This window comes from Actinoplanes sp. NPDC023714 (assembly GCF_040639855.1).
Taxonomy (GTDB): domain Bacteria; phylum Actinomycetota; class Actinomycetes; order Mycobacteriales; family Micromonosporaceae; genus Actinoplanes.
Genome location: NZ_JBFAAR010000007.1, coordinates 40,432 through 66,378, shown reverse-complemented (window position 1 = coordinate 66,378; position 25,947 = coordinate 40,432). Strand labels below are relative to the sequence as shown.

Below are 25,947 nucleotides of genomic sequence, written 5' to 3'. Positions count from 1 at the left end.
ACTTCATTTTCGCCCATCTCAGGCGTCGGACCCGGGGCCCACGTCAGAACGAGAGCACCACCTGCAACTCCTGACGCCGGCGCTCGGCGAGGTCGGTGAGCAGGGCCGGGCCCTCCTCGAACGGCACCACCGCCGTGACCAGGTGCTTCCGGATCGCCTCGCCGTCGGCGCGGAGCAGGTCCAGGGTCGCGGCGGAGAGCCGTTCCCGGTCCCAGGAGTGCGCCAGGCCGCGCGGCACCCGGCCGATCTGCGCGCAGCGGACGCCGAGGCCGTTGTGGTGGAACTCCTCCCCCAGCCGGACCTCGTCCGCCCCGCCCGGATAGAAGGCCAGGTCGATGACGGTGCCCTGGGGGCGCAGCAGCCGCAGCCCGAGGTGCAGGGCGGCGGCCTGACCGCGGCACTGGAAGACCACATCGGCGCCACGGTCGCCGTCGGCGTGCCGCCACCGGGTCTTCAGGATCACCGCCGGGTCGTCCGCGTCCGAGCTGCTGTCCAGCGTCTCCAGGCCGAGGGCCTCGGCGGCCGCGCGGCGCTGCGGCGTCGGGTCCAGCACCACCACCGAGGCGGCGCCGTGCTGCCGGGCCAGCAGCGCGGTGAGCAGGCCGACCACGCCGGCGCCGACGACCGCGACCCGGGCGCCCAGGACGCCGTCGCCGAGCGAGCGGACCGCCGGGCCGAACCGGTCGGCGGCCGCGTGCAGCAGCCCGTTCGCGCAGATCGGGCCCATGTGCGCCGCGTAGACGCCGAGCAGCGGGTCGAGCCCGTCCGGCAGCACCACGACCCGGTCGCGCAGCGGGTGGCCGACGTAGCCGGTGCGGTGCCCGTAGGTCATCGCCACGACGGTCCCGTCCGGGTAGGCCGGGGTGCGGCTGTCCTCGATCCGGGCCACCTCCATGTAGCCGAGGCGGTTCACCGGGTAGGCCTGGTCCGGCGGGGCGCCGAACAGGCCGAGGGCCGGGTCGAAGCCGGCGTGCAGGGCCGGGTTGGTGCCCTTCAGGAAGGTCAGCTCGGTGCCGGCCGAGATGCCGCTGAACAGCGTGCGCGCCCGGAAGCCGCCGTCCGGCACGCTCTCCTCGTCGACTTCGGCGATCTCCAGGCGGCCCGGTCCCGCCACGATCAGATTGCGTTCAGGCACGCGCGGCCTCCGCCCGGGTCAGGCTCACCGGGCGGCCTGCGGCCACCGACTCGGTCACTGCCAGAGCCACTTCATGGGTACGGAGGGCCTCCGCGTACGACACCCGGATGTCCTTCTGTTCCCCCCGCACCGCGGCCACGAAGGCACGGTCGACGGCGTGATGGGCGCTCGCCGGGTCACAGGTGATCACCTCGGCGCCGCTGGTGTCGCGGACCGTCAGCTCGCTCTCGGTCAGCTGCAGGGCCAGGCCGTCGGCGTAGATCTCGAGGCCGGCCCGCTGCTTCCAGCCCAGCACGCAGGTGGCCGCGAGGGTGCCGACCGCGCCGCTCGCGAACCGCAGCGTCGCCGCGGTGGCGCCGTCCACGTCGGCGTCCGGGGCCTCCGGCGGCGTCCCGTTGCCGTAGGCGAACACCTCGTCCACCTCACCGCCGAGGTGCCGGGCCAGGTCGATGACGTGGGCCGCCTGCTCGACGACCGGGCCGCCGGACATCTCGGCGCGCGCCCACCAGGCGACCGGCGGCACCTTGTCCAGCCAGGCGCCGGTGATCAGCCGGATCGGGCGGCCGGCGAGGAGTTCGCGGGCCCGCTCGACGACCGGCAGATAGCGCCAGTGATGACCGACCGACGTCAATAGATCACGCTCCGCCACCAAACCGGCGATTTCGCAGGCTACGTCCTTATTGATAGAAATGGGCTTTTCCACGAACATCGGCAGTCCTGCCGCGATCACGGCCCGCTCGGCGTCGCCGTGCGCGAACGGCGGCACGCAGACGTAGACGGCGTCCACCCCGGCGCCGATCAGGTCCGCCACCGACCCGTACGCCCGGGCGCCGTGCTCGGACGCGAGCCGCGCCGCCGCGTCCGGCTGCACGTCGGTCACCGCGGTGACCTGTGCGTCCGGCAGCCCGGACAGCACCCTCGCGTGCCGGGCCGCCACGCCACCCGCGCCGACCAGACCGATTCTCGTCACTGCCACCCGTACCCCCATCGCACGTCCTGATGATCCGGCTGGAGGGATAACCATCGGCGCCGTTCCCAAACTCTCCACAGAGGAGCACACTCGCCCGCATTCGAGCTGTAACCAACCCGAAAGATTGTGAACACCACATCCAGGGAAAGTCCGCCGCGGCCGGAAGATCGCGAACTTGGGGGGAACGCTGATGTGGCATTCGCACGAGACCGCCTCACCGATAGTCGAGGCGTGGACGACGTACCGGACCGGTAAGGCGACACAGTGGACGGCGGAGCAGCTGGCCGCCGCGAAGGGCCGTACCGGGGTGAGCGTGGTCATCCCGGCCCGCAACGAGCAGGCGACCATCGGCGCGATCGTCGCCACCATCCGCCGCGAGCTGATCGAGAAGGTGCCGCTGGTCGACGAGATCGTCGTGGTCGACTCCCGCTCCACCGACGCGACCGCCGCGGTCGCCCGCCGGGCCGGCGCGCGGGTGGTCAGCCAGGACCGGCTCACCCGCGGCCTGCCCCGGATGGAGGGCAAGGGGGACGCGCTCTGGGCCGGGCTGGCGGCCAGCACCGGGGACGTCGTCGCGTTCGTCGACGGCGACCTGCACGAGTTCTCGGCGCACTTCGTCACCGGGCTGCTCGGCCCGCTGCTGACCGACCAGACCGTGGAGTTCGTCAAGGGCTTCTACCACCGCCCGCTGGTCGGCACGGCCGGCGTCGAGACCGACGGCGGGGGCCGGGTCACCGAACTCGCGGCCCGCCCGCTGCTCAACCTGTTCTTCCCGGAGCTGTCCGGTTTCGTCCAGCCACTGGCCGGCGAGTACGCCGGGCGCCGCCGCACCCTCGAGCGCATCCCGTTCGTCTCCGGCTACGGCGTCGAGGTGGGCATGCTGATCGACCTGGCCGACCTGGTCGGCCTCGACGCGCTCTGCCAGGTCGACCTCGGCGAGCGCAAGCACCGGCACCAGGGCACCGAGGCGCTCGGCCGGATGGCCGCACAGATCATGGTGACCGCCTGGTCCCGGATGCACCGGCGCGGCCTCACCGCCGAGGCGATGCCGCCGTCCACCCTGCTCACCCAGTTCCGCCGGGGCGGCGAGGACGCGCTGCCCAACCTGGACCGGCAGATCGCGATCACCGAGACCGGGGTGACCGAGCGCCCGCCGCTGGCCGAGCTCGACCGGGAGTCGCTCGGCCTGGTCGGGTCCGGCCGCGCCGCCGGCGGGGCGGTCGCCGCGTGAAGGTCCTGATGAACGCCGGGCCGTGGCTGCCGGTGCCGCCCGGCGGGTACGGCGGCATCGAGAACGTGGTGGCCACCCTCATCCCCGAGCTGCGCCGGCTCGGGGTGCGGGTGGTCTTCGCCGGGGTGGGCGAGAGCACGATCGAGGCCGACGGCCGGGTGTCCGTCTTCGACCACGGGCAGTTCGACGCCATCCAGCGGCCGTACAACCAGGCGGTCGGGGTGGTGCAGGCCCACCAGCACGCCGTGGTGCGGGCGCTGCGCGAGCACGACGACATCGACCTGATCCACGACCACGTGGAGGCGGCCGGCCTGGTCACCCTGGCGTCCCTGGGCGACGGCGCGCCACCCGGCCTGCAGACCCTGCACTGGGACCTGCACAAACACCCGGCGCTCTACTCCACCTTCGACGGCGGCGACCGGGTCCGGGTCAACGGCGTCTCGGCGGCCCAGCTGGCCCGGGCGCCGCGGGCCCTGCGCGACCACGCGATCGGGCACGTCCACCTGGCCACCCCGCTCGCGGCCGAGCCGGCGCCCGCCGTGGAGAAGGACTCGTACGCGGTGGTCCTCGGCCGGATCAACCCGGGCAAGGGACAGGATCTGGCCGCCCGGCTCGCCCACGAGCACGGGTTCGACCTCGTTCTGGCGGGACCCGTGGGCCCGTACAAGAACGCTGTCGATCTCGAAGCCGCGGAGAGCGACCCGGACGCCCGGCGCAACCCCGACGTGCAGTTCTGGCGCGAGAAGGTGGCGCCGCACGTGGACGGGACACGCGTGCGCTGGATCGGCACGGTGACCGGACGCGACCGTGATCTGCTGGTGGCCCGCGCCCGGGTGGCCCTCTTCCCGCTGCGCTGGGAGGAGCCGGGCGGCACCGCCGTGGTCGAGTCGCTGGCGCTGGGCACCCCGGTCGCCGGCATCGCGCGCGGCTGCCTGCCGGAGCTGATCGAGGACGGGCACACCGGGCTGCTGACCGATTCCGAGGAGGAGCTCGGCGAGCTGGTGGGCAAGGCCGCCACCATCGATCCGCGCGCCTGCCGGGCCGAGGCGGAGCGGAGATTCACCCCGGCGGTGATGGCCGAGGCCTATGTGCGCCTCTACGAACGGATCCGGAACCCCGGCTGACGTTTGCGAGGCCGGAACCCCGGGCACCTCCCTCCCGTCCGCCCGCCCCCGACGGCACGCGGACGGGAGGGAGGCAGCACCCCGATGCCCAGCCAGCTGGTCTGCCGGCCGGAACGGGACCTGCCGGTGGCGGTGCTGACCATCAGCGGCACGCTCGACCGGATCACCGGTGACGCGCTCGGCGCCGCGGTCCGCCGCAGCCTCTCCAGCCTCCCCGAGAAGCTGCTGCTCGACGTCGAGCGACTACACGTCTCCGACCCGCTCGCGCTCACCACCCTCGGCGCCGTCGTCTGCCAGACCGCCGAGTTCCCGGCCGTGCCGATCGTGGTCTGCGGCGCGGACCGGCCCACCCGGGACGCCCTCGCCGGCTCGGCCGCCTGCGCCGGACTGGAGTTGGCCGACGACTGCGGCGACGCCCTCGACCACGCTCTGGAGCCGGCCCGGCCGCCCGTGCCGCGGATCCGGGTCCGGCTGCGACCCGTCCCGGAGGCCTGCCGGCAGGTCCGGAACCTGGTGAGCCAGGCCTGCGCCGCCTGGCATCGGGCCGACGTGACCGCGACCGCCACCCTGGTCGCGACCGAGCTCGTCGCCAACGTGGTCCGGCACGCGCACACCACCATGCGGTTCACCTTCGAGCTGCGCGGCAACCGGCTGATCATGGCGGTCCGCGACGGCAGCCTCCGGATGCCCCGGACGCTCGACCCGGCGGTCACCGACGCGGGCGGGCGCGGGCTGCGGCTGGTCCGGGACCTCACCGATGCCTGGGGCGTACTGCCCGTCTCCGACGGTAAGGTGGTGTGGACGCAACTCACCACCGGAGCCGCCGCGTGACAGCGGAGCATCGTGACGTGGTCGCCGTCGGCGCCTCGGCCGGCGGAGTGGAGGCCCTGCGCGCCCTTGCCGCCGGGCTGCCCCGCGACTACCCCGGCTCGGTGCTGGTGGTCCTGCACGTCCCGCGGGAGGCGCCGAGCGCGCTGCCGCAGATCCTCACGCGCAGCGGCCCGCTGCCGGCCTCGCAGGCCGCCGACGGCGAGGAGCTGCGCGCCGGCCACATCTACGTCGCCCCCGGCGACCATCACCTGCTCCTGCTCGACGGTCACCTGCGGCTCAGCCGCGGCCCCGCCGAGAACGGGCACCGGCCCGCCGTGGACCCGCTGTTCCGCTCGGTCGCCCGGACCCGGGGCCGCCGGGCCATCGGCGTGGTGCTCTCCGGGTCCCGCGACGACGGCGCCGCCGGTCTCGCCGCGATCGCCGCCCGGGGCGGCGTCACCGTCGTGCAGGACCCCGCCGACGCGTTCACCCCGTGGATGCCCCGGGCCGCCCTCGAACGGGTGAGCCCCGACCACGTCGTCCCCGCCGCCAAGATCGGCGGCCTGATCGCCGGGATCACCGCCATGGAGCTGCCACCTCAGGGCCCGGCCGCCCCCGATCCGCTGTTCGACGCCGAGGTCGCGGCCGCCGACCTGCTGCCCGTCACCAGCGACCACCTCGCGCCGCCGGCCGGCTATGGCTGCCCGAACTGCGGCGGCAGCCTCTTCCTGGTCGAGGAGGATCCGATCCCCCGGTTCCGCTGCCGGGTCGGGCACGCCTGGTCGCCGGAGAGCCTGCTGGACGAGCAGGCCGAGACGCTGGAGAGCGCGCTCTGGATGGCCCTGCGCGCTCTCGAGGAGAAGGCCACCCTGAGCCGGCGGATGGCGGAGAGCCGGCCGACGAACGCGGGCGCGGCCCGGTTCCGGGAGATGGCCGACGACGCGGCGAACGCGAGCACCACCCTGCGCGGCCTGATCGCCCGGCTCGGGTCGACGGCGCACCCGGGCGACATCCGGAGGTCCGGCGCGCCCGATCCGGTCTGACGTACGGTAGCGTTTCGGCCTGTGCAGGCGACGGATCCGAACTTCGAGGCGCTGCTGGGATATCTGAAGGAGTCCCGGGGCTTCGACTTCACCGGCTACAAGCGGTCCAGCCTGATGCGCCGGGTCAACCGGCGGATGAGCCAGGTGGAGACCAGCGACTACCAGGAATACCTGGACTACCTTCAGGTGCACCCGGACGAGTTCACCGCGCTCTTCAACACGATCCTGATCAACGTGACGGCGTTCTTCCGGGACGCCGACGCCTGGGAATACCTGCGGACCGACGTCCTGGAGCCGATGGTCGCCGCGAAGCCGGCCGACTCCATGATCCGGATCTGGTCCGCCGGCTGCGCGTCCGGCGAGGAGGCGTACACCCTCGCGATGGCGCTGGCCGAGGTGCTCGGGCTCGAGCAGTTCCGGGAACGCGTGAAGATCTACGCGACCGACGTGGACGAGGAGCAGCTCAACGAGGCCCGGCAGGCGTCGTACGGCGAGCGCGAGGTCCAGGCCCTGCCGCCGGAGCTGGTCGAGAAGTACTTCGAGCCGGTCAACGGGCGGTTCGTCTTCCGCAAGGACCTGCGCCGCTCGGTGATCTTCGGGCGCAACGACCTGGTGCAGGACGCCCCGATCTCCCGGATAGACCTGCTCACCTGCCGCAACACGCTGATGTACTTCAACGCCGAGACGCAGGCGAAGATCCTCGGGCGATTCCACTTCGCCCTGGCCGAGACCGGCATCCTCTTCCTCGGCAAGGCCGAGATGCTGCTCAGCCACTCCAGTCTGTTCATCCCGATCGACCTGAAGCGGCGCGTCTTCCGCCGGGTTCCCCGCCTCTACGCACCGCCCGGCGTGACCTTCACCGACCCGCCCCCGGCGGCCGGGGCCGCGGTCACCGGGCTCGACGAGCTGCGCAACGAGGTGTTCGCCGCCAGCCCCCTCGCCATGCTGGCGCTCACCTCCGACGGCATGGTCGCGCTCTCCAACCGGCAGTTGGAGAAGCTGTTCGGCGTCTCGTCCCGCGACATCGGGCGGCCGTTCCGCGACCTGGACCTGTCGTACCGGCCGGTGGAGCTGCGGCGCTTCATCGAGCAGGCGCAGCTGGAGCGCCGCACCCTGCGGGTCCGCGACGTCGAGTTCCACCGAGGCTCCGAGGTCACCTACGTGGAAGTGCAGATCAGCCCGCTCAGCGGCGCCGACGGCAGCCTGCTCGGGGTCAACCTGATATTCCACGACGTCACCGCGGCCCGGCGGCTCCAGGACGATCTTGAGCACGCCAACCAGCAGCTCGAGGCCGCGTACGAGGAACTCCAGTCGACGAACGAGGAGCTGGAGACCACCAACGAGGAGTTGCAGTCCACGGTCGAGGAGCTGGAGACCACCAACGAGGAGCTCCAGTCCACGAACGAGGAGCTGGAGACCATGAACGAGGAGCTCCAGTCCACCAACGACGAGCTCCAGAGCATCAACGACCAGCTGCGGATCAGCACCAGCCAGCTGGACGAGGCGAACGTGTTCCTGGAGACCGTGCTGACCAGCCTCCAGGCCGGCGTCGCCGTGGTCGACCCGGACCTGCGGATCCGGATGTGGAACCGGCGGGCCGAGGACCTCTGGGGACTGCGCTCCAGTGAGGTGATCGGCCAGCACTTCCTCAACCTCGACATCGGCCTGCCGATCGACCAGCTCCGGCCACTGCTGCGCGGCGCGCTCGGTCCCGCCGGCGTCTCCGACGAGATCCAGCTGGAGGCCGTCAACCGGCGCGGACGGGCCATCACCGTCCGGGTCGCGTGCACGCCGCTGCGCCGCCCGGACGGCGGTCCCGCTGAGGGCGACGGAGCTATCGTGGTCATGGAGACGGCCTGACGTTTCGCCGGGCCCTGGTTTCACCCGGCGCAGCCGGGGGTAACCGGCGGGCCTTGGAGAGGCGGAGGGCATGACGGTCCGGTGCGAGGTTCGACCCGAGGGCGGCAGCCTGGTCGTGGCGACGAACGGACGGCTCCGCCTCGCCGACGTCGTTCCGCTGCGCGAGCGTCTGCTCAAGTGCCTGGCCGAGCAGCCCGACGCACTGCTCGTCGACCTCTCCGGCCTCGAGGTGGACCAGCCGCTCGCGCTCTCCGTCTTCACCGTGGTGCTGCGGCAGGCCGCCCGCTGGCCCGGCACGCCGGTGCTGCTCTGCGGCCCCCCGCCGGAGACCCGCGCGCTGCTGATCGGCGGCGCGTACCGTCGCCTGCCGCTCTTCCCCGACCTGGCCCGCGGGCTCGCGCACCTCGGCGACGACCGCCGCACCATGCCGTCGATCACCGAGGAACTGCTGCCGGTCAGCGGCTCCACCCGGCACGCCCGGGACGTCGCGACCGAGGCCTGCCTGCGCTGGGACCTGCCCGGCCTGGTCGCCCCGGCCAGCCTCATCGTCACCGAGCTGGTGGCGAACGCGGTCGACCACGCGCACACCATGATGGCGCTGCGGATCTCGCTGCGCAGCCGGTACCTGAACCTCGCGGTCCGCGACGGCCTCACCGATCCGCCGAAGCCGGAAGGGCCCGACCAGCCGCCGTCGGAGCGCGGCCGCGGACTGCTGCTGGTCGGCTCGGTCGCGTACTCATGGGGGTGGGTCCCCTCCGAGCACGGCAAGGTGGTCTGGGCGTCGCTGCGCCGCTGATTCTCACCAGTCGCGCTTTTTTCGCCGGTCGTGCTTTTCGACAGGGCGGGTGTGCGTCAGTTGCGCTTCAGGACATTCTCCAGGCCGGAGACCGCCAAGATCCGGGCAACGTACGGCTGGCAGCCGCTCACGCAGAACTCGACGCCCTTCACGCTCGCCGCCTGCACGGCGTCGACGAGCACCGACACACCGGCCGCGTCGACGAGCGGAACCCCCGCGAAGTCGACCACGACCGCCCCGGAACCGGCCCCGACCGCGTGCCGCAACCCCACCCGCAGCCGCTCGGCGGTGTCCCGGTCGACCTCGCCGCGGACCCGCACCACGAGCGCCGCGCCGTCCCGGTCCGTCGTCACCTGCATGCCGTTGTGCGCGGGGCGGTCGGCGCCCTCCCAGCGCGGCGGCGTGTCGCTGAGCATCGCCTCGCGCAGCCAGGACAGCGCCCGGCTGAGCAGCCGCGACACGTGCATCTGCGAGATGCCCAGCTCGGCGGCGATCTCCGCCTGGGTCCGGTTGCCGTAGAACCGCATGGCCAGCATCCGGCGCTCCCGGGCCGGCAGCCGCAGCAGCAGATCGGTCACGGTCAGTTTGTCGGTGACCGACTCCAGCTCGTCGTCCACCTCGCCGATCAGGTCGCCGAACTCCATCAGCCCGTCACCGGCGACCGGGGCGTTCAGCGAGGCCGGGGCGTACCCGGCGGCGGACTCGACGGCCTCCAGCACCGCGGCCTCGCTCACACCGAGCCGCTCGGCCAGCTCGGCCGTGGTCGGCGTGCGGGCCAGCGCGCTGGTCAGCACCATCGAGGCGTGCCCGACCTCGAGGCTGAGGTCCTGCACCCGGCGCGGCACGTGGACGCCCCACGTGCGGTCCCGGAAATGCCGCTTCAGCTCACCCGAAATGGTGATCACCGCGTAGGCCGTGAAGGAGCCGCGCTCGGGGTCGTACCGGTCGATCGCCTTCACCAGGCCGAGCCGGGCCACCTGCTCGAGATCCTCGAGGTACTCGCCCCGGCCCCGATATCGGCGGGCGAGCCGGCCGGCGAACGGCAGGCAGTAGCGGATCAGATCCTCGCGCAGCGCGTCGAGGGCGGCCGGGCCCGCTGCGGAACGTCGTTCCGCGAACGCCGCGGCGGCCGCGTCGAGATCCTCGAGGACGTTGTCAGCCGGCTCGCCGGCTACGTGGTGCGACGGCATGTCGAGCCCTTCCACGACCGGTTCGGTGCCCTCATCGGCATGGCGGTTGTCAACCGCACGCTAGTGCCCGGTACCTCCCTCCCCCAAACACCGTCATCCTGCGGCGCGCCTCGCGTCGTCCCCGCCGCCGTCCCCGCCGTCATCCCCACCGTCATCCCTGGCGGTTCCGGCGTGACGGCAGTCCGGAGGGGGCGGCGGCCGGGTCGTCGAGGGGGTTCGGCGTGCCTTGGCCCTGCTCCTGGCCTGGGCCTCGGCCCTGCTCCTGGCCTGCGCCTCGGCCCTGCTCCTGGCCTGCGCCTCGGCCCTGCTCCTGGCCCGTGCCCCGGCCTTGCTCCTGGCCGGCGGCTTGGGCCGTGGCGGGCGGCGCCGGGCGGGCGGCGCGGCCGGGCAGGCCGGACGGGGTGTCGTCCTGGTTCACCGGCGGGCCGGCGTCGGCGGGTTGCGGGCTCGCCGGCGCCGCGCTCGGCGGGTTGTGCTGGCCCATGTCGGGGGCCTGGAGCGGCGGGCGGGCGGCCGGGTTGTGCTGGCCCATGTCCGGAGCCTGCAGGGGCGGGCGCTTCCGGGCGGTGCCGGGCGAGCCGTTCGTGCCGGCGTTCTGCCCGAGGCCGCCGCCCGTGCTCTGCGCCAGGCCACCGCCGACGTTCTGCCCCAGGCCGCCGGCGTTCTGCCCGAGGCCGCCGCCGGTGTTGGCGCCGGGGCCGGCGTTCGTGCCGGTGCGGCCGATCGCGGGTGACTGGTTCTGGCCCATGTCGGGGGCCTGGAGAAGGGGGCGCTTCGGGGTGGCCTGGTTCTGGCCCTGCGAGGGGGTGGGGAGGCCGGAGGCCTCGGGGGCGGCGTTCGGCAGGCCTGATGCTGCCGTGGTGGCCGGAATGCCGGGAATGCCAGAAGCCGCAGGGATGGCCGGCGTGCCGGGGAGGCCAGCCTGCGCGCCTGGGAGGCCGGGTGCGCTGTGGGGCGTCGGGGTGGCGGGAAGGCCGGTGGTTCCGGAGATGGTCGGAAGTCCCGGAAGGACGGCCGGCGCGGAGGGCTGCTGGGCGGCACCGGTGATGGCGGCGGCGGAAGGCAGGAAGTCGGCCGGTTCGGCGGCCGGGGTGGTCGGGGCGGCCGGGGCGGCGGAATGGGTGCGAGCTTCGGTGGGGAGGCCGCGGGGTTCCGCCGGCAGGCCTATGCCGGGCTGGCCGGCGGGCGGGGTGGCGGCGGCGGGACGGGCCGAGCGGGGGAACCGCGGGGCGTCGAGAGGGCTGTTCTGCTGGCTGTAGAGCGGCGGCTGCTTCATCAGCTCGTCGAGGTCGTCGAGGGCTGGGGCGGCGGCCGGAGGGTTGCCGAAGGTCGGCTGCGGGGCCGGCGGGGCCGGCGCGGCCGGGATCGGGGCCGGCGCGGCCGGGATCGGGGCCGGCGCGGCCGGGATCGGGGCCGGCGCGGCCGGGATCGGGGCCGCCTGGATCGGAGCGGCATGGATCGGGGCGGCCTGGATCGGGGCGGCTTCGGGTGCCGGCTGGGCGAAGGGTGCGCTCGCCGGCTGCTGACCCAGGGGGGTGGCTGGCGGCTGCTGGCCGAAAGGAGCGGCTGCGGGCGGCTGGCCGAAGGAGGCCACTGCGGGCGGGCGGGTGAAGGCGGGGCTCGGCTCGGGATCGCCCAGCAGCATCGACGAGGGCCGGCTTATGGGCGGCGGGGCGGCTTCCGGCGAGGTGGGCTCGGGAGTGACGTCAGAGGTGGGAGCGACGCCTGGCATGGGAGGAGTCAGGCCTGACGAGGGAGGCTGCGGCGGCATGGGTGCCAGGCCCGAGGTGGGAGCCTGCGGCGGCATCGGAGCCAGGCCGGGCATGGGTGTCCCGGTCGGGACTCGGGGCAGGGAGAGGCCTGCGCTGAAGTGGCCTCCTGCCGTGGCCGGGCCCGCCGCTCCAGGAGCGGGTGCCTCGGCGGCCTGCGAGGACCGCGGGACCGCCGCCTGCGAGGGCTGCGGGACCGCCGCCTGCGGGGGCTGCGGGGCCGCCGCCTGCGGAGACCGCGGGGCCGCCGCCTGCTGGGCGGGGTGGGTCACGACCGTGCCGGAGGGTTCCACGTCGGCCAGGGACGGGCCGGGGAAGGGCTGGGCGGGCGGCGACTGCGGGCCGACGGCCGGGAACGGGTTGTCTGGCGGAGCCGCATGGCCCTGTTTGACGGTGGGGTGCGGGGCCTGGTCGCTCACCGGGGGCCAGGGGAGGTCGGGGGCGGTGCTTCCCCTCGTACCCAGGGAAGCGGAACCGTCTCCCGCAGCCGGTGTTCCGAAGGTCAGCGCCGCAGGCTGCTGGCCTGCGCCCGGGCCCGGATGCCATGGGGGTGTCGCCGGGTCCGGGACCGGCGGGACGATGCCGGTGGCGGATTCGGGCGGCGGCCAGGCGGCGGGTGAGGCCGGGGACGGGTGCTCTGGCGTGGGTGCGGGGATCTCCCAGGGCGGCACCACCGCGGCCGGGGAAGGGGTGGGCGAGGAAAGGGCGGGTGCGGCGAGCGCTGATGGGGTGGGTGCGGGCTGGGCGTGCTGCGGCTCGTGGGTCGGGCGGCTCGCGTCCAGGAGGCCGTCGGTCTCGGCCAGGCCCGCTGCCGCCAGGACCTCGGTGGCGGACTGGGCGATCCGGCAGGGCAGGCGCTCGCCGCAGGCCGGGCATGCGGTCGCGCCGGGGGCGCCGGTGTGCGCCTCGACCATCTCGCGCGCGGTCCGTGCCAGCACGCTCTCCGGTTTCACGTACGCGTCAGTCGCCGCCACTGGTCTCCGCCCCCCACGGGCCGGATACGCGCGGCCCTGTTCCAGTTCACCCCGGCGGGCGTACCGGGAGGGCGGGTTTCCGCAGATCGGCGCAAATCACAGCGAATGACGCGCGACAGGCGGTATGCAGAGGTGATACGGACCCGGCTATTCACTCACGGTGCCGATCCACGTTCTCTCCGTAACATGAAGACATATCCAGGAGGTGACCCCCCATGGACGACACCGAACTGCACCGTGAGCGAATCCTCCGGCACGTCAGCCCCATCATCACCGGCCGTTTCCTCGGCTTCCAGGCCTCGTACACCCGCGAGGTGAAGGTGGGGAAAGCCCTCGCGATCGCCGTCTTCGTGGCGGCCGGGATCGCCCAGATGATCGGCTCGCTGCTGCGGATGAAGCCCGCCCGGCGCTCCCTCAAGGAACTCCGCAAGGGCCCGGAGTTCCTGGTGACCCCGGTGCGGCTGCGCGACGACCTCGGGCAGACCTACGAGATCGAGATGCACGGGCAGCTGCCGCAGTCGGCGCTGCACCGCGGCGATCTCGTGCAGGTGCGCACCCAGCCGCAGGCCGATCCGACCCTGCCGGTGAAGCTGATGCAGGTGGTGAACCTGACGACGATGCAGCCGCTCACCCCGCGCATCCCCACCCGCTGGTCGCACCTCGGCCCGGCCATGCTGCTCCAGGCCGCCGCCGGCGCGGCGATCTTCGGCATGGTGCTGGCGATCGTCCTCAGGTGAGAACCGTGTCCTGATCGGGTAACGCTCCGCCCATGCACTCCGCGTCAACGTCAGCGAACACCTTGGCCATCTGGCGACAATGCACGGCCTTCATGATGAGTACGGCGATAGACAGCCGTCATCATGAATTCAAAGCCGTCGACGGCTGAAGGGTGGTGCGCTGTGGGCGAGAAAGTCGACCAGACCGAATTCTCCCGTGAGGACCGGACCCGCTACCGGCAGAAGATCCGCCGAAGTCTCGACGTGTTCGCGACGATGCTGCGCGAGGCACGCTTCGAGTTCGAACGCCCCCTCACCGGAATGGAGATCGAGCTCAACCTGATCGACGACAACGCCGATCCGGCGATGCGCAACGCCGAGGTTCTGGGCGCCATCGCCGACCCCGATTTCCAGACCGAGCTGGGCCAGTTCAACATCGAGATCAATCTGCCGCCGCGGCGGCTCGCCGGCGACGACTTCGCCGAGCTGGAGAAGGGTCTGCGGGCCAGCCTCAACCAGGCCGAGCGGCGCGCCCGGGCGGCCGGCGCGCACATGGTCACCATCGGGATCCTGCCGACGCTGCGGCGCGAGCACCTCACCGGCGAGGCGCTCACCACGAACCCGCGCTACCAGCTGCTCAACGAGCAGATCTTCGCGGCCCGGGGTGAGGACCTGGACATCCGCATCGACGGCGTGGACCGGCTGGCGGTCAGCACCGACACGATCGCGCCCGAGGCGGCGTGCACGAGCACCCAGTTCCACCTCCAGGTCAGTCCGGCGCAGTTCGCGGCGTACTGGAACGCGGCGCAGGCGATCGCCGGGGTGCAGCTCGCGCTCGGGGCGAACTCGCCGCTGCTGCTGGGCCGGGAGCTGTGGCGGGAGACCCGCATCCCGCTGTTCGAACAGGCCACCGACACCCGTTCGGAAGAGATTCAAGCCCAGGGGGTACGCCCTCGCGTCTGGTTCGGTGAACGCTGGATCACCAGCGTCTTCGACCTGTTCGAGGAGAACGTCCGCTACTTCCCGGCCCTCCTGCCGATCTGCGACATCGACGATCCGGCCGACATCCTGGAACGCGGCGAGATCCCCGAGCTCAGCGAGCTGCGGCTGCACAACGGCACGGTCTACCGGTGGAACCGGCCGATCTACGCGGTGGTCAACGGCCGCCCGCACCTGCGGGTGGAGAACCGGGTGCTGCCGGCCGGCCCGACGGTCGCCGACACCATGGCGAACGCCGCGTTCTACTACGGGCTGACCCGGACGCTCGCCGAGGCGGAACGCCCGCTCTGGACGCAGATGAGCTTCCGGGCCGCCGAGGAGAACTTCCACAACTGTGCCCGGCACGGCATCGACGCGAGCGTCTTCTGGCCCGGGCACGGCACGCTGCCGGTGACCGAGCTCGTGCTGCGCCGGCTGCTGCCGCAGGCCTCCGAAGGGCTGGACCGGTGGGGCGTCAACCCGGCGCAGCGGGACCGGCTCCTCGGCATCATCGAGCAGCGCTGCCTCAAGCACCGCAACGGCGCCTCCTGGCAGGTCGACACGCTGCACGGCCTCGAGGCGCAGGGCCACGACCGGCAGCGCGCCCTGCACGAGATGCTGGGCCGCTATCTGCCGCTCATGCACGAGAACATCCCCGTCCACGAGTGGCCGGTGACTAAGTAGCGGCCGGGTCCCGGCGGATCCACTCGCGGATCCGCCGGGCTGCCGCGCTCTCCCGGAGCCGGCGGAGGGTGAGCACCGGCCCGCCCTCCCGGGTCACTGTCACCAGGCTCGCGCCGGTCACCACGGTCAGCGCGCCGAGCATCGCCAGGTCGGCGGCCCGGACACCGGTCGAGGGAAGATCGCCGCTGCCACCGTCGTGGTCTCCGTCGCTGCCGTCGTCACTGCCGTCGTCTCCGCCATCGCCGCCGTCGTCTTCCCCGTCGTCACCGTCGTCGCTGTCCGCCGCGGCCATCCGCAGCGGCACCGAGACGGTGTTGTCGTCGGTGTAGCCGTCCACGTCGGTCGTGCTGACGGTGACCTTCATCGGGTAGACGCCGGCCTTCGGGGCCGTGCCGACCTTCAGCTTGATCCAGAGCTGGCTGCCGGACTCGGCGGCCGAGTCCGGCGCGTCGCAGACCACCGCGTTCGCGGCCTCGCCGGTAGCGGCCGCGCAGGTGGCCGCCACCATCTCGGCGAGCGCCGCCGTGCTGACCTCGGCGTCCGGGTCGATCAGCAGATCGGCGCCGGTCACGGTGACGCCGGCCGGCGGCACGATGGTGAACTGGACGTCCTGAGCCGTCTCGGTGCCGCTGTTGCCGTAGTCGACCACGACGCTGAGCACGCCGCCGGCCGGCGCGGTGACCGTGCCGCCGGTGTAGTCGAGGTCCAGGTCCACGTCGTACCGGCCGACGGTCATGTCCGGCACCGCGATGTCGTCCCCGCCGCCGCAGGCCAGGTCGAAGGCGGGTTCGCTGCGGGTGCCGGCGAGCGCCTGGTCGAGGCAGCCGCCGGTGAGCACGCTGCCCGGCTCGGCCCCGGGGTCGACCACGAGCGGCAGCGCGATCCGCGCGGTGCCGCCGGCCCGGAGGGAGACGGTGCACCGGACGGTCCGGCCGGTGGACCCCCCGGCACAGCCGGCGGGCAGCGTGCCGTGCGTGGTGCCGGCCGGGAGGACCACGGTGACCGGGTACGGGTCGGCCGCGTCCGGCCCGGCGTTGTGGAGCGTGATCGGCAGGACGGTGGTCTGCGCCTTGGCCGGCTTGAGGATCGACGGCGCGCCGAGGGCGACGCTCACGGCGTACCCGGAGGCGGTGGTGCTCGTCCCGGCCAGCAGGCCGGCCGCCGTGAGCACGTCGGCCGGCTGATCCGGGTCGGCCAGGGTGATCCCGGTGGCCCGCCAGGCGGCGGTGGCCGGGGCGGACGCGGCGACGCTCACGGCCAGCCGCAGGGTGCGTGCGGTCCGGGCGGCCAGATCGACCCCGGTGCAGGTGACCGCGTCCGCGGCGATCGGGCAGGCGGTGCCGTCCAGGGTCGCGCCGGTCACCGTGAAGCCGGCCGGCAGCGCCGTGAGCGGGACGGTGAGGGTCAGCCCGGTGAACGGCGTGGTCGCCGAGATCACCACGCTCGCGGTGCCGCTGCCGCCCGCCGCGATGGTCGCGCCGGTGAGGCTGATCGTGCCGTTCGCGCGCAGCGGCAGGTCCACGGTCGCCGGGTCGATCGCCACGTCGCCGGCGCCGCCGCAGGTGGTGTCGCCGTCGGCCGAGACGCAGCCGCCGTCCAGCCGGGCGCCCGGGGAGAGGCCGGCGTCCACCACGACCGGGAAGGTCCAGGTGACGGCGCCGCCGGGGTCCAGCGCGTACCGGCAGGAGAGCAGCCTGCTCGTCGACGGCGTGCAGTCCTGCGCGGCCGGCCCGCTGAGCGGCCCGAACGTGCTGTTCGCCGGGGCGGCCACGGCGACCGTGCCGTTCGGGGCGCTGGACGGCCCGGCGTTCGTGCCCTGCACCGTGAGCGTCCTGGTCTCGCCGGGTGTCACGGTGCCGCCGAGACCGCTGGCCCGCCAGGTCAGCGCGGACTCGCGAGGTCCCGCCACGATCAGCGGGGCGGCCCCGGCGGTGCTGTCCCCGGCGAGCGCCACGGTGACCGCCGACGGCGACCAGGCCGCGCCGGGGGCGAGGGTCCCGGCCAGCGCCACGGTGACCGCGACGTCGGTGTTCTGCCCGGCCGCAAGGATCACCCCGGTGCAGGTCACCGCGCTCGCGTCGCGGGTGCAGGCCGCCCCGGCCGGGCCGGTCACGCCGGTGACGGTCATCCCGGAGGGCAGCCCGGAGAGCGGGACGGTCACGGTCGTGCCGGTCAGCGTGACGGTGCTGGTGATCCGGACCAGGCCGGCGCCGCTGCGGCCCGGCGTGACCGTCGCGGGCGCCCCGCCCACCGTGACCCGCTCGGCGAGCGAGAGCGCCAGCAGCAGGAGCGGGATCGTCACGTCGGTGCCGGTGTCGCAGACGCCGTCGGTGTTCACGTCCACGCAGCCGCCGGTGATCGGGGTCCGCGGGTCGGCCGAGCCGGACACCAGGAACGGCAGCGGGATCTGCGTACGGGCGTTGCCGTTCACGTCGACGGCGCAGGTCATCCTGGCGCCGGCCGAGGAGACCGCGCAGGACGAGCCGGTGGTCGCGGCCGGCGTCGTGAACGTCGTGCCGGCCGGGGCCAGGAACGTGTACGGCACGGCGCGGGCCGCGGAGCTGCCGGTGTTCGTGACGGTCGCCGTCATCGTCCCGGCGTCGCCCGGCCGCAGCGCGCCGGCGGCCGGCACCGCCACGGCCACGGTGAGCGCCGTGTCGGCCGCCCCGACGCTCGCGACGCTGAGCGTGCGGGCCGTCTGGTCGCCGCCGTGGGTGACCGTCGCGGTCGGCGTCCAGGTGTCCCCCGGGGTCGCCGTGCCGGCCACCGCCGCGTTGAGCGTCACGGCCGCGGCGCCGCCGGTACGGACGTCGACGCCGGTGCAGCTGACCGTCCCGGTGGAGACCGTGCACGCGCCGCCGGCGACCTGGGCCTGCGCGATCGTCATGCCGGCCGGCAGGGTGCCGAGCGGGATGCTGACGGCGAGCCCGGTGCGGGCCGCCTTGGTGGCCTCCACCTGCACCGCGATCGTGCCGGTGCGCCCGGGCCGGATCACCGGCGGGTCCGCCGTGATCTTCACGTTCTGGGTGAGTGTCGGGGTCAGGTGGATGCCGGGCAGCGGGGTGTCGCCGCTGCCGCAGGCGCCGTCCCGGGAGGTGTCGATGCAGCCGCCGGTCAGCTCGGTGTCCGGGTCGGCGTTCGCCGGCACCAGCACCGGCACCACCCACGTCAGCGCGGGCGCGCCGGCCCCGAGCCGGACCGCGCAGTCGAGCTGGGTGGCGCCGACCCGGACGCAGTCGTCCTTCGCCGGGCTGTCCAGCTCGCCGATCGTGGTGCCGGCCGGCGCCTTGATCCGGGTGACCGTGCCGGCCGCGTCGGAGGGGCCGCCGTTGGTCACGCCGATCGTCATGGCCGCGGTGCCGCCGGAGGCCACCGTGCCGTCCGGCAGGACCGGGGCGAACCGCAGGTCGGACACCGGCGTCCCGGTACGCGCGAGCACCCCGGTGGCGGCCGAGGTGTCCCCCGCCGAGCTGGTCACGGTGACCGGCGACGGCGTCCAGGTCACCCCGGCGGCCAGCGAGGAGGCGGCCCGTACGCCGACCGTCACGAGGTCGACGGTGGCCTGCGGCACGCTGACCCCGGTGCAGACGATCGTCCCGGTCAGCGTGCAGGTGGACCCGGCCGGCCCGGTCGCGCTCGTCACGGTGAGGCCGGCCGGGATGCCGGCCAGCGGGATCGTCACGGTGAGCCCGGTCAGCAGCCGGTCGGCGGTCAGCCGCACCACGCCGGTGGCGGTGTCCCCCGGCGTGACCGCCGCGGCGGTCAGCGCGATCGCGGCCTGGCTGCTGAACGGCTTGCCCAGCCGGAACGTCGCGAGCCCGGCGTCGGCCGGGTCGCAGACGCCGTCGAACCCGGCGTCCACGCAGCCGCCGGCGCCGATCGCGGCGCCCGGCGCGGTGTTGGCCGGCACGTCCAGCGGCAGCCGGAACAGCCGGGCCTCGACGCCGAGGTCGGCCACGCAGGTGACCAGCGTGGCCGAGGCCTTGACGCACCAGGTCGAGGCGGGCGCGTCGAGCGTGCCGAACGTCGTGCCGGTCGGCGCGCGGAACGCCGCCCGGGCGCCGGGCATGGCCGACGGCCCCGGGTTGGTCATGGTCACCCGCAGCACGGCGGTGCCGCCGGGCAGGACGGTGCCGTCGGCCGGCATGACGACCGAGACCGCCAGGCCGGTGCCGTTGTCGGCGGCGGCCACCTCGGCGATCCGCTGCCGGATCGTCGCGCTCTCGGCGCCCCGCTCCAGCCTGATCGCCGGGGTCCAGACGCTGCCCGGCGCGGCGTCCGGGGCGGCCGCGACGGTCAGGTTCAGGGTGGCGTTGCCGCCGCCCGCGATGTCCACGTCGGAGCAGGTCACGACGTCGCCGCTGATCGTGCACGCGGCGCCGCCGACGTCCGCGCCGGTGATCGCGAGCCCGGGCGGGCGCCCGGTGCCGTCGATGGTGAGCACCATGTCGTCGCGGGTCACGCCGGCGGCCAGCTGCAGGGTCGCGGTGCCGGTGCGGCCCGGCGTGATCGGCGCGCCGGTGGCCGCGCCGGCCGTGACCGCGCTGCCGAGCGGCGTGCGCAGGGTGAAGCCGGGGATCGTCACGTCGGTGCCGGCGTCGCACCGGCCGTCGCCGCCGAGGTCGACGCAGCCGTCGCCGATCCCGCCGGTGGGCGCCGGATCCGGGATCACGATCGGGACGGTGAGCGGCGCCGAGCCGCCGGGCGCCACGGTCACGGTGCAGCTCAGGGCGGTCGTGGAGAGCGGCGTGCAGCCCGCCGGCAGCCCGGCGGCGGGGAACGTCGAGCCGGTCGGCGCGAACACGGTGACCGGAACGTTCGTGGCGGTGCCGCTGCCGGTCGCGGTGATCGTCGCGGTGATCGAGGTGGTGGTGCCGGGCAGCACCGTGTCGGTGGCCGGCACGACCGCTGTCGCGCCGAGCGTGTAGAGCGGGGCGCCGGTGCGGGCCAGTACGCCGCCACCGCCGACCCGGTCGTCGGCGTTCCTCGCGACCAGCGCGCCGGCCAGGCTCCACACCTGGTCGGCGGGGGTGCCGCCGGCCACCGTGACCGGGATGTCGAGGGTCACCCGGTACGGGCTGCCGCCGCTCAGCCGTACGCCGGTGCAGGTGATCGCGGTGGCGTCCGCGGTGCAGGAGCCGGCCTGGTCGAGGGTGGGCGTGCCGGTCGTCATCGAGGCCGGCTTCGCGCCGAGCGGCACCGTCACGGTCAGCGGGTCGGCGAGCGCCCGGGTCGACTCGATCACGACCTGGGCGGTGCCGGTGGACGCCGGCGACACGGTGGCCGGCACGGTCCGGACGCTGACCAGCCGGTCGAACGGCGTGGCCACGGTGATCGGCCCGATCAGGGTGTCCTCCGGCGTCTGGCAGCGGCCGTCGTCGTCGAGGTCGACGCAGCCGCCGGTGATCGGCCGGCCGGGCACCGCGCTGCCGTTCACGATCAGCGGGAACGCGATCGGTCCCAGGGTCCCGCCGGCGGCCACGGTGGCGGTGCAGGCGAGCCGGTCGGTGCCGAGGACCACCCGGCAGTTCGCCGGCGGGGTGCCGAAGCCCGCGCCGGCCGGCGGGATCATCTGGTACGCGACCGCGGTGGCGTCGGAGTCGCCGCCGTTCGTGAGGGTCACGGCGACGTCGCCGGAGCGGCCCGGCTCGATCGACGCGGGCACTGTCACGCCGGGCGCCAGCCGGACGTCGGCCGCCCCGATCACGGCGAGCCGCCGCGTCCCGGCGATGGTGTCGGTGCCGTTCCCGGCCGTCACCACCGGCTCCCAGACGGCGCCCGGGGCGGCCGAGGCCGTGGCGGTGAGCGGCAGGGTGATCGTCTTCGTGGCGCCCGCGGTCACGTCGATCCCGGTGCACTCGATCGGGTCGGTGCCGGTGCAGGTGGCCCCGGCCGGCGTGCCGGCGGTGAGGCCGGCCGGGAGGCCCCCGGTCGGGATGCTCACCGTGATGCCGGTGAGGCCGGCCCGCTCGGCCGTGACGGTGACCGTGGCGTCGCCGGAGCGGCCCGGGACCACGGTGGCCCGGCCGCCGGTGAGCGTGACGGTCCGGTCGAACGGCACCTTCAGCGTGATGTCCGGGATGGCCCGGTCGCCGGCCCCGCAGCCGGCCACGCCGTCCAGGTCGACGCAGCCGCCGCCGAGCGGGGTGAACGGGTCGGCGCCGGCCGGGACCACGAGCGGGAGGGTGAGCGCGCCGGTGGTCGCGCCGGCGGCGAGCGGCATCGTGCAGGTGACCAGGGTGTCGCCGGTACGCGCGCAGTTCGCCGGCATGGTGACGCCGAACGTGGTGCCGGCCGGCGCGCCGACCGTGAAGACGGCCGGGTTCGCGTCGGACGGCCCGCTGTTGGTGACCGTGACCGCGACGCCGGTGGAGCTGTTCAGGGTGACCGTCCCGGCGCCCGGCACGGTGACGGCGCCGGTCAGGACGCTGCGCGGCGCGCCGACCACGGCCAGGTCGCCGGACTCGGTCGCCGTCTCGGTGGAGGTGGCCGCCGTCAGCCCGGTCGCGGTCCAGGTGCCGGCCACGCCGCCGGCGGCCGACCGGACCCGCAGGGTGACCGCGATCGGCGTGCCGGGGGCGGGCACCGCGACGTTGCTGCAGACCACCGGCGGCCCGAGCACGCAGGTGGCGCCGCCGGGCGCGCTCGCCGCGATCACCGAGACGCCGGCGGGCAGCCCGGTCGCGGGCACGGTCACGGTCAGGTTCGGCTCGACGGCGCTCGACCCGATGGTGATCCGCGCGTCGTCCTGCTCGCCGGGCACGATCCGCGCCGGGCTGGTGGTGATGGTGAGCCGCTGCTGGAGCGGGGTGCCGACGGTGATGCCGGGCAGCGCCTTGTCCACGGTCACGGTGCAGCTGCTCGTCGCGTCGAGGTCCACGCAGCCGCCGGTGATCGCCTTGCCGGGCAGCACGTTCAGACCGATCTTCACGGGGAAGGCGAGGCTCGCCGAGGCGCCGACCGCGAGGTCGACCGCGCAGGTGGCCCTCGTGGCGTCCACGGCGAGGTCGCACGCCGCGTCGGTGGACGGGTCCAGGGCGCCGAACGTGGTGCCGGGCGGCGCGATCACGGTGATCGGCCGGCCGGTGGCCACCGACGGCCCGCTGTTGGTCAGGGTGACGGTGAGGGTGCCACCCCCGCCGGGCAGCGCGACCAGGCCGGTCAGCGCGACAGTGGTGTCCAGCGTCGACTGCGCCGGCGCGACCCGGGCCAGCTCCTGGTTCGCCGCCAGGGACTGCCCGCCGGCGGCGACCGTGATGCCGGTGGCGCTCCACCGGTCGCCGGGGTTCGCCGTCGCGGCCGCGGCCACGGTGATCCGCACGTCCGCGGTGGTGCCGGCCGGGATGCCGATCCCGGTGCACTCGACCCGGTTCGGGCCGGTCAGCACGGCGCAGCTCGAGCCGTTCGGCCCGGTCGCGTTGGTCACCGTGACGCCGGCCGGCAGCGCCGTGGCCGGGATCGTGACGGTCACGGCGGTCAGGTCGTTGTGGGTCGCGGCCACGTGCAGGGTCGCCGTCGCGGTCCGGCCGGGCACCACGTCGGCGCGGTCCGCGGTGACGCCGGCCTGGCGGGCGAACGGCACCCGCAGGTCGATGTCCGGGATCGGCCGGTCGGCGGCGCCGCAGCCGGGGATGCCGTTCACGTCCACGCAGCCGTCGGTCACCGGCGCGTCCGGGTCGGCGTTCGCGGAGATCACCAGCGGGATCGTGAGGTCGCCGGTCGACGCGTACCGGGCGAGGTTCTTCCCGCAGGTCAGCAGCGCCGCCGTGGTGACCTGGCAGACGTCCGAGGCCGGCGGGCTCAGTGCGCCGAACGAGGCGCCGGCCGGCGCGGTCACGTCGAACACCGCCGGGCTCGCCGCCGACGGTCCCTGGTTGGTGACGTTCACGGTGATCGACGTGGGATCGCCCGGCTCGACGGTGCCGGCGGCCGGCCCGGAGGCCGTCGCGGTCAGCGTGTGGTCGACGGTGCCGGTGCCGGCCACCGGCCCGGTTGCGGCGGCCGTCTCGCCGCCGGTCGCGATCGTGACGATCGGCGTCCACACCACGCCGGCGAGCGCGCCCGGGTCGGCGACGACCTGGATCGCGACGTCCTTCGGCGTGTTCCCGGCGAGGCTGATGTTCGCGCAGGTGATGGCGGCGGCGCCGATCGTGCACGGGGTGCCGTTCACCGCGGCGCCGGCGACCGTGAACGCGGCCGGCATCAGGTTCGTCGGGATCGTCGCGGTCACGCCGGTCTCGGCCTTGGCGGACCGCAGGGTGACCCGGCCGGTGCCGGTGTTGCCCGGGGTGATCACGGCCGCGCCGAAGGTCGTGGTGAGCCGGGTGGCGAGCGGGCTGCGCAGCACGATGTCCGGCAGCTTCGCGTCGCCGGCGCCGGAGCAGGCCGCATCGCCGTCGAGGCTCACGCACCCGCCGGTGACCGGGTCGTCCGGGTTCGCCAGCACCGAGACGGTCAGGGGCAGGGTGAGCGCCACCGGCGCGGCGCCGGCCGCGATGTCCACCGTGCAGGTGAGCCGGGTGTTCAGCACCGACGAGGCACAGGTCGCGCCGGACGGGGTCCCGAAGACCGTGCCGGGCGGCGCCACCACCGTGAACGTGCTCTGCCGCGCGTCGGACGGGCCCTGGTTGTAGACGTTCGCCGTGATCGACGTGGTCTGGCCCGGGCTCACCGTGTCGTCGGCCGGCCCGGTCGCGGTGACGCCGAGCGTGTACCGCGGCGACGGGGTGACCACCGTCCCGGCGACCGTGCCGGTGGAGTTGCCGGCGGACGCCGTGATCGGGGTGCCGGCCGGCACGGTCCACGGCGCGGTGACCGAGGACGCCAGGGTGACCGGGACCGACACGGTGACCGCCTTGCCGGCCGGGATCGTCACCCCGGTGCAGGTCACCGCGGCCGGGCCGGTGACGCAGGCGCCGCCGCCGCTCGTGGTGACCGTGCCGATCGTGTAGCCGGCCGGCGGCGCCGGGATGGTGATCGAGGCCGGGGTCGCCGCGGCGGCGCCCGCGTTCGTCACCTGGATCGTCGCGGTCGCGGCCGAGCCGCCCGGGATCGCGGTGGCCGGGGCGACGGTCAGGCCGCCGGCGAGGTTCACGTCCGGGCTGCCGATGCTGAGCAGCCGGCCCTGGCCGGTGACCGCGGTGCCGTTCATCGGCGCGCTGATCCCGGCCAGGTCCCAGGTGGCGCCGACGGCCGCCGACGCGGTCGCCGAGGTGCTCACGTCCACGGTCACGTCGCCGCCGGCCGGGACCGTCACGCCGGCGCACGTGATGGCCGTGGCGTCGACCTGGCAGGTGGTCCCGCCGGCGGCCGCGGACGTCACCGCGACGCCGGCCGGCCGGTTCGCGATCGGGATGACGATCGTGGTGCTCGCGTCCGACGGCCCCTGGTTGGCGACCTTCACGCCGGTGGTCACGGTCTTGCCGGCCGGCAGCGTCGCGGGCGTCATGGTGACCGTGCCGCCCGTGGTGGCCCGCGCCTTCGAGGTGACCAGCGCGCCGCTACCGGTGATCTCCATGTTCTGGTCCGGCGCCTCCGGGACCGGGGTGCTCGCGACCCTGATCGTGCCGGACCCCGGCGACCAGAACGGCGCCCCGCTCGGCGCCGACGCCTTGAGCCGGACCGGCAACGACACCTTCGCGCTGCCGCCGCCCGGCACGGTCACCCCGGAGCAGACGATCTCGTTGCTGTCCGCGGTGGAGCAGGTGCCTCCCCCGGTGACGGTCGGCGTGTCCAGCACGTAGTCGGCCGGCGGCTTCGGGATCCGGATCGTGGTGTTCGGCGCGCCGGCGTCGCCGATGTTGGTGACGGTCACGGTGGGGGTGCCGCTCTGGCCCGGGGCGAGCGCGACCGGGCCGGCGCTGACCGTGCCGAGCTTGATGGTGCCGGAGCAGACCGCCTCGGCCACCACGACGGTGCCGCCGGCGACCACGGCGAGGCCGCTGAGCAGGTTCACGTCGAGGGCGCGGACCGTGTAGTCGAACTTCCCGGTGCTCGTGTTCCAGGCCGCGGTCCGGCTGTCGATCGTCACGCCGAGCACGCCCGGCACGTTCAGCTTGAGGTTCACGTCCGGGCTGGCGATCGTGGCGCCGCCGACCTTGAGGTCCGCGATGCTGACGTCGGTGCTGATCCCGGACGCGTTCATGACGCACTGCGTACGGATCGCGCCGGTGCTGATGCCGGTGGCGCCGAGCAGGGTCAGCCCGGCGACGGTGGACTCGCCCCGGCCGCCGCCCGGGATGGCCGGGCCCGCCGTCGACGTGACCACGCCGCTGGACAGGACCGTGACGCCGAGCAGGCCGACGCTGGGCGCGAGCACCTGCGTGGACGCGGTGCCGCCGCCGTCCACCCAGGCGGGCGCCGTGTTCGGGCTCCGCAGCGAGGCGGTGACCAGGCCGCCCACGGCGGTGAGGTTCACCCGCAGCGCCTGGGCCGACGTGGTCAGGGTGCCGGCCGCCAGCCCGGTATCGGACCAGATACCGAGCGACAGCGTGAGGACGATGACGACCATGGCGGCGATCCGCCGGCGCGGATCCCTTCGGGGCGAAACCACGGAACGATTTTCAAACTGCGATCTGAAAAAAGTCCATTTTTTAGAAATGTTCGAATAAACGGCCTATCGGCGGCCTTGAAACGGTATGAGAATCACCTCCGCACCACCGGCGACA

The 25,947-nt window shown here is 74.5% G+C and carries 13 protein-coding genes; 8 read left to right on the top strand and 5 right to left on the bottom strand.

What is annotated here, in order from left to right; all coding sequences use genetic code 11:
• Positions 1 to 43 precede the first annotated feature (43 nt).
• Together AB0G10_RS28320 and AB0G10_RS28315 are read right to left on the bottom strand one after the other, a co-directional pair.
• Positions 44 to 1,135: a zinc-binding alcohol dehydrogenase gene (locus tag AB0G10_RS28320; RefSeq protein WP_360928092.1), complete on the bottom strand. Its 1,092-nt coding sequence runs from the start codon at positions 1,133 to 1,135 to the stop codon at positions 44 to 46.
• On the bottom strand, positions 1,128 to 2,111 hold the full coding sequence (locus tag AB0G10_RS28315; protein ID WP_360928089.1) for a Gfo/Idh/MocA family oxidoreductase: 984 nt from the start codon (positions 2,109 to 2,111) through the stop codon (positions 1,128 to 1,130). Before AB0G10_RS28315 ends, AB0G10_RS28320 begins: the two co-directional genes overlap by 8 nt.
• 184 nt (positions 2,112 to 2,295) lie before the next feature.
• Here AB0G10_RS28315 and AB0G10_RS28310 point away from each other — a divergent pair, with 184 nt between their 5' ends.
• From AB0G10_RS28310 to AB0G10_RS28285, 6 genes are all read left to right on the top strand, one after another.
• Positions 2,296 to 3,336: a glucosyl-3-phosphoglycerate synthase gene (locus tag AB0G10_RS28310; RefSeq protein WP_360928086.1), complete on the top strand. Its 1,041-nt coding sequence runs from the start codon at positions 2,296 to 2,298 to the stop codon at positions 3,334 to 3,336.
• A gap of 8 nt (positions 3,337 to 3,344) precedes the next feature.
• Positions 3,345 to 4,460: a glycosyltransferase gene (locus AB0G10_RS28305; protein WP_360928993.1), complete on the top strand. Its 1,116-nt coding sequence runs from the start codon at positions 3,345 to 3,347 to the stop codon at positions 4,458 to 4,460.
• A gap of 84 nt (positions 4,461 to 4,544) precedes the next feature.
• Positions 4,545 to 5,291, top strand: a complete 747-nt coding sequence (locus tag AB0G10_RS28300) for an ATP-binding protein (RefSeq protein WP_360928083.1) — start codon at positions 4,545 to 4,547, stop codon at positions 5,289 to 5,291.
• Entirely contained in the window at positions 5,288 to 6,313 is a 1,026-nt protein-coding gene (locus AB0G10_RS28295; protein WP_360928080.1) for a chemotaxis protein CheB, read from the top strand. The genes AB0G10_RS28300 and AB0G10_RS28295 overlap by 4 nt, the downstream gene beginning before the upstream one ends.
• 21 nt (positions 6,314 to 6,334) lie before the next feature.
• The gene (locus tag AB0G10_RS28290) at positions 6,335 to 8,173 is read left to right on the top strand and encodes a CheR family methyltransferase (protein ID WP_360928077.1); all 1,839 of its coding nucleotides are present in this window, start codon (positions 6,335 to 6,337) and stop codon (positions 8,171 to 8,173) included.
• A 70-nt stretch (positions 8,174 to 8,243) separates the two neighbouring features.
• Entirely contained in the window at positions 8,244 to 8,969 is a 726-nt protein-coding gene (locus AB0G10_RS28285) for an ATP-binding protein (RefSeq protein WP_360928074.1), read from the top strand.
• A 56-nt stretch (positions 8,970 to 9,025) separates the two neighbouring features.
• On the opposite strand, the gene AB0G10_RS28280 is transcribed toward AB0G10_RS28285, so the two are convergent.
• The gene (locus tag AB0G10_RS28280) at positions 9,026 to 10,159 is read right to left on the bottom strand and encodes a SigB/SigF/SigG family RNA polymerase sigma factor (RefSeq protein ID WP_360928990.1); all 1,134 of its coding nucleotides are present in this window, start codon (positions 10,157 to 10,159) and stop codon (positions 9,026 to 9,028) included.
• 151 nt (positions 10,160 to 10,310) lie between these two features.
• On the bottom strand, positions 10,311 to 12,902 hold the full coding sequence (locus AB0G10_RS28275) for a hypothetical protein (RefSeq protein WP_360928072.1): 2,592 nt from the start codon (positions 12,900 to 12,902) through the stop codon (positions 10,311 to 10,313).
• 215 nt (positions 12,903 to 13,117) lie between these two features.
• Between AB0G10_RS28275 and AB0G10_RS28270 the strand changes: the two genes are divergently transcribed.
• Complete coding sequence (locus AB0G10_RS28270; RefSeq protein WP_360928069.1) at positions 13,118 to 13,639, top strand: hypothetical protein; 522 nt, start codon at positions 13,118 to 13,120, stop codon at positions 13,637 to 13,639.
• Positions 13,640 to 13,801: 162 nt separating this feature from the next.
• The gene (locus AB0G10_RS28265; RefSeq protein ID WP_360928066.1) at positions 13,802 to 15,280 is read left to right on the top strand and encodes a glutamate--cysteine ligase; all 1,479 of its coding nucleotides are present in this window, start codon (positions 13,802 to 13,804) and stop codon (positions 15,278 to 15,280) included.
• Here the strand turns inward: AB0G10_RS28265 and AB0G10_RS28260 are convergent.
• A complete protein-coding gene (locus AB0G10_RS28260; protein WP_360928064.1) occupies positions 15,273 to 25,832 on the bottom strand; it encodes a hypothetical protein in 10,560 nt (3,519 codons plus the stop codon). The genes AB0G10_RS28265 and AB0G10_RS28260 overlap by 8 nt on opposite strands.
• Positions 25,833 to 25,947 lie beyond the last annotated feature (115 nt).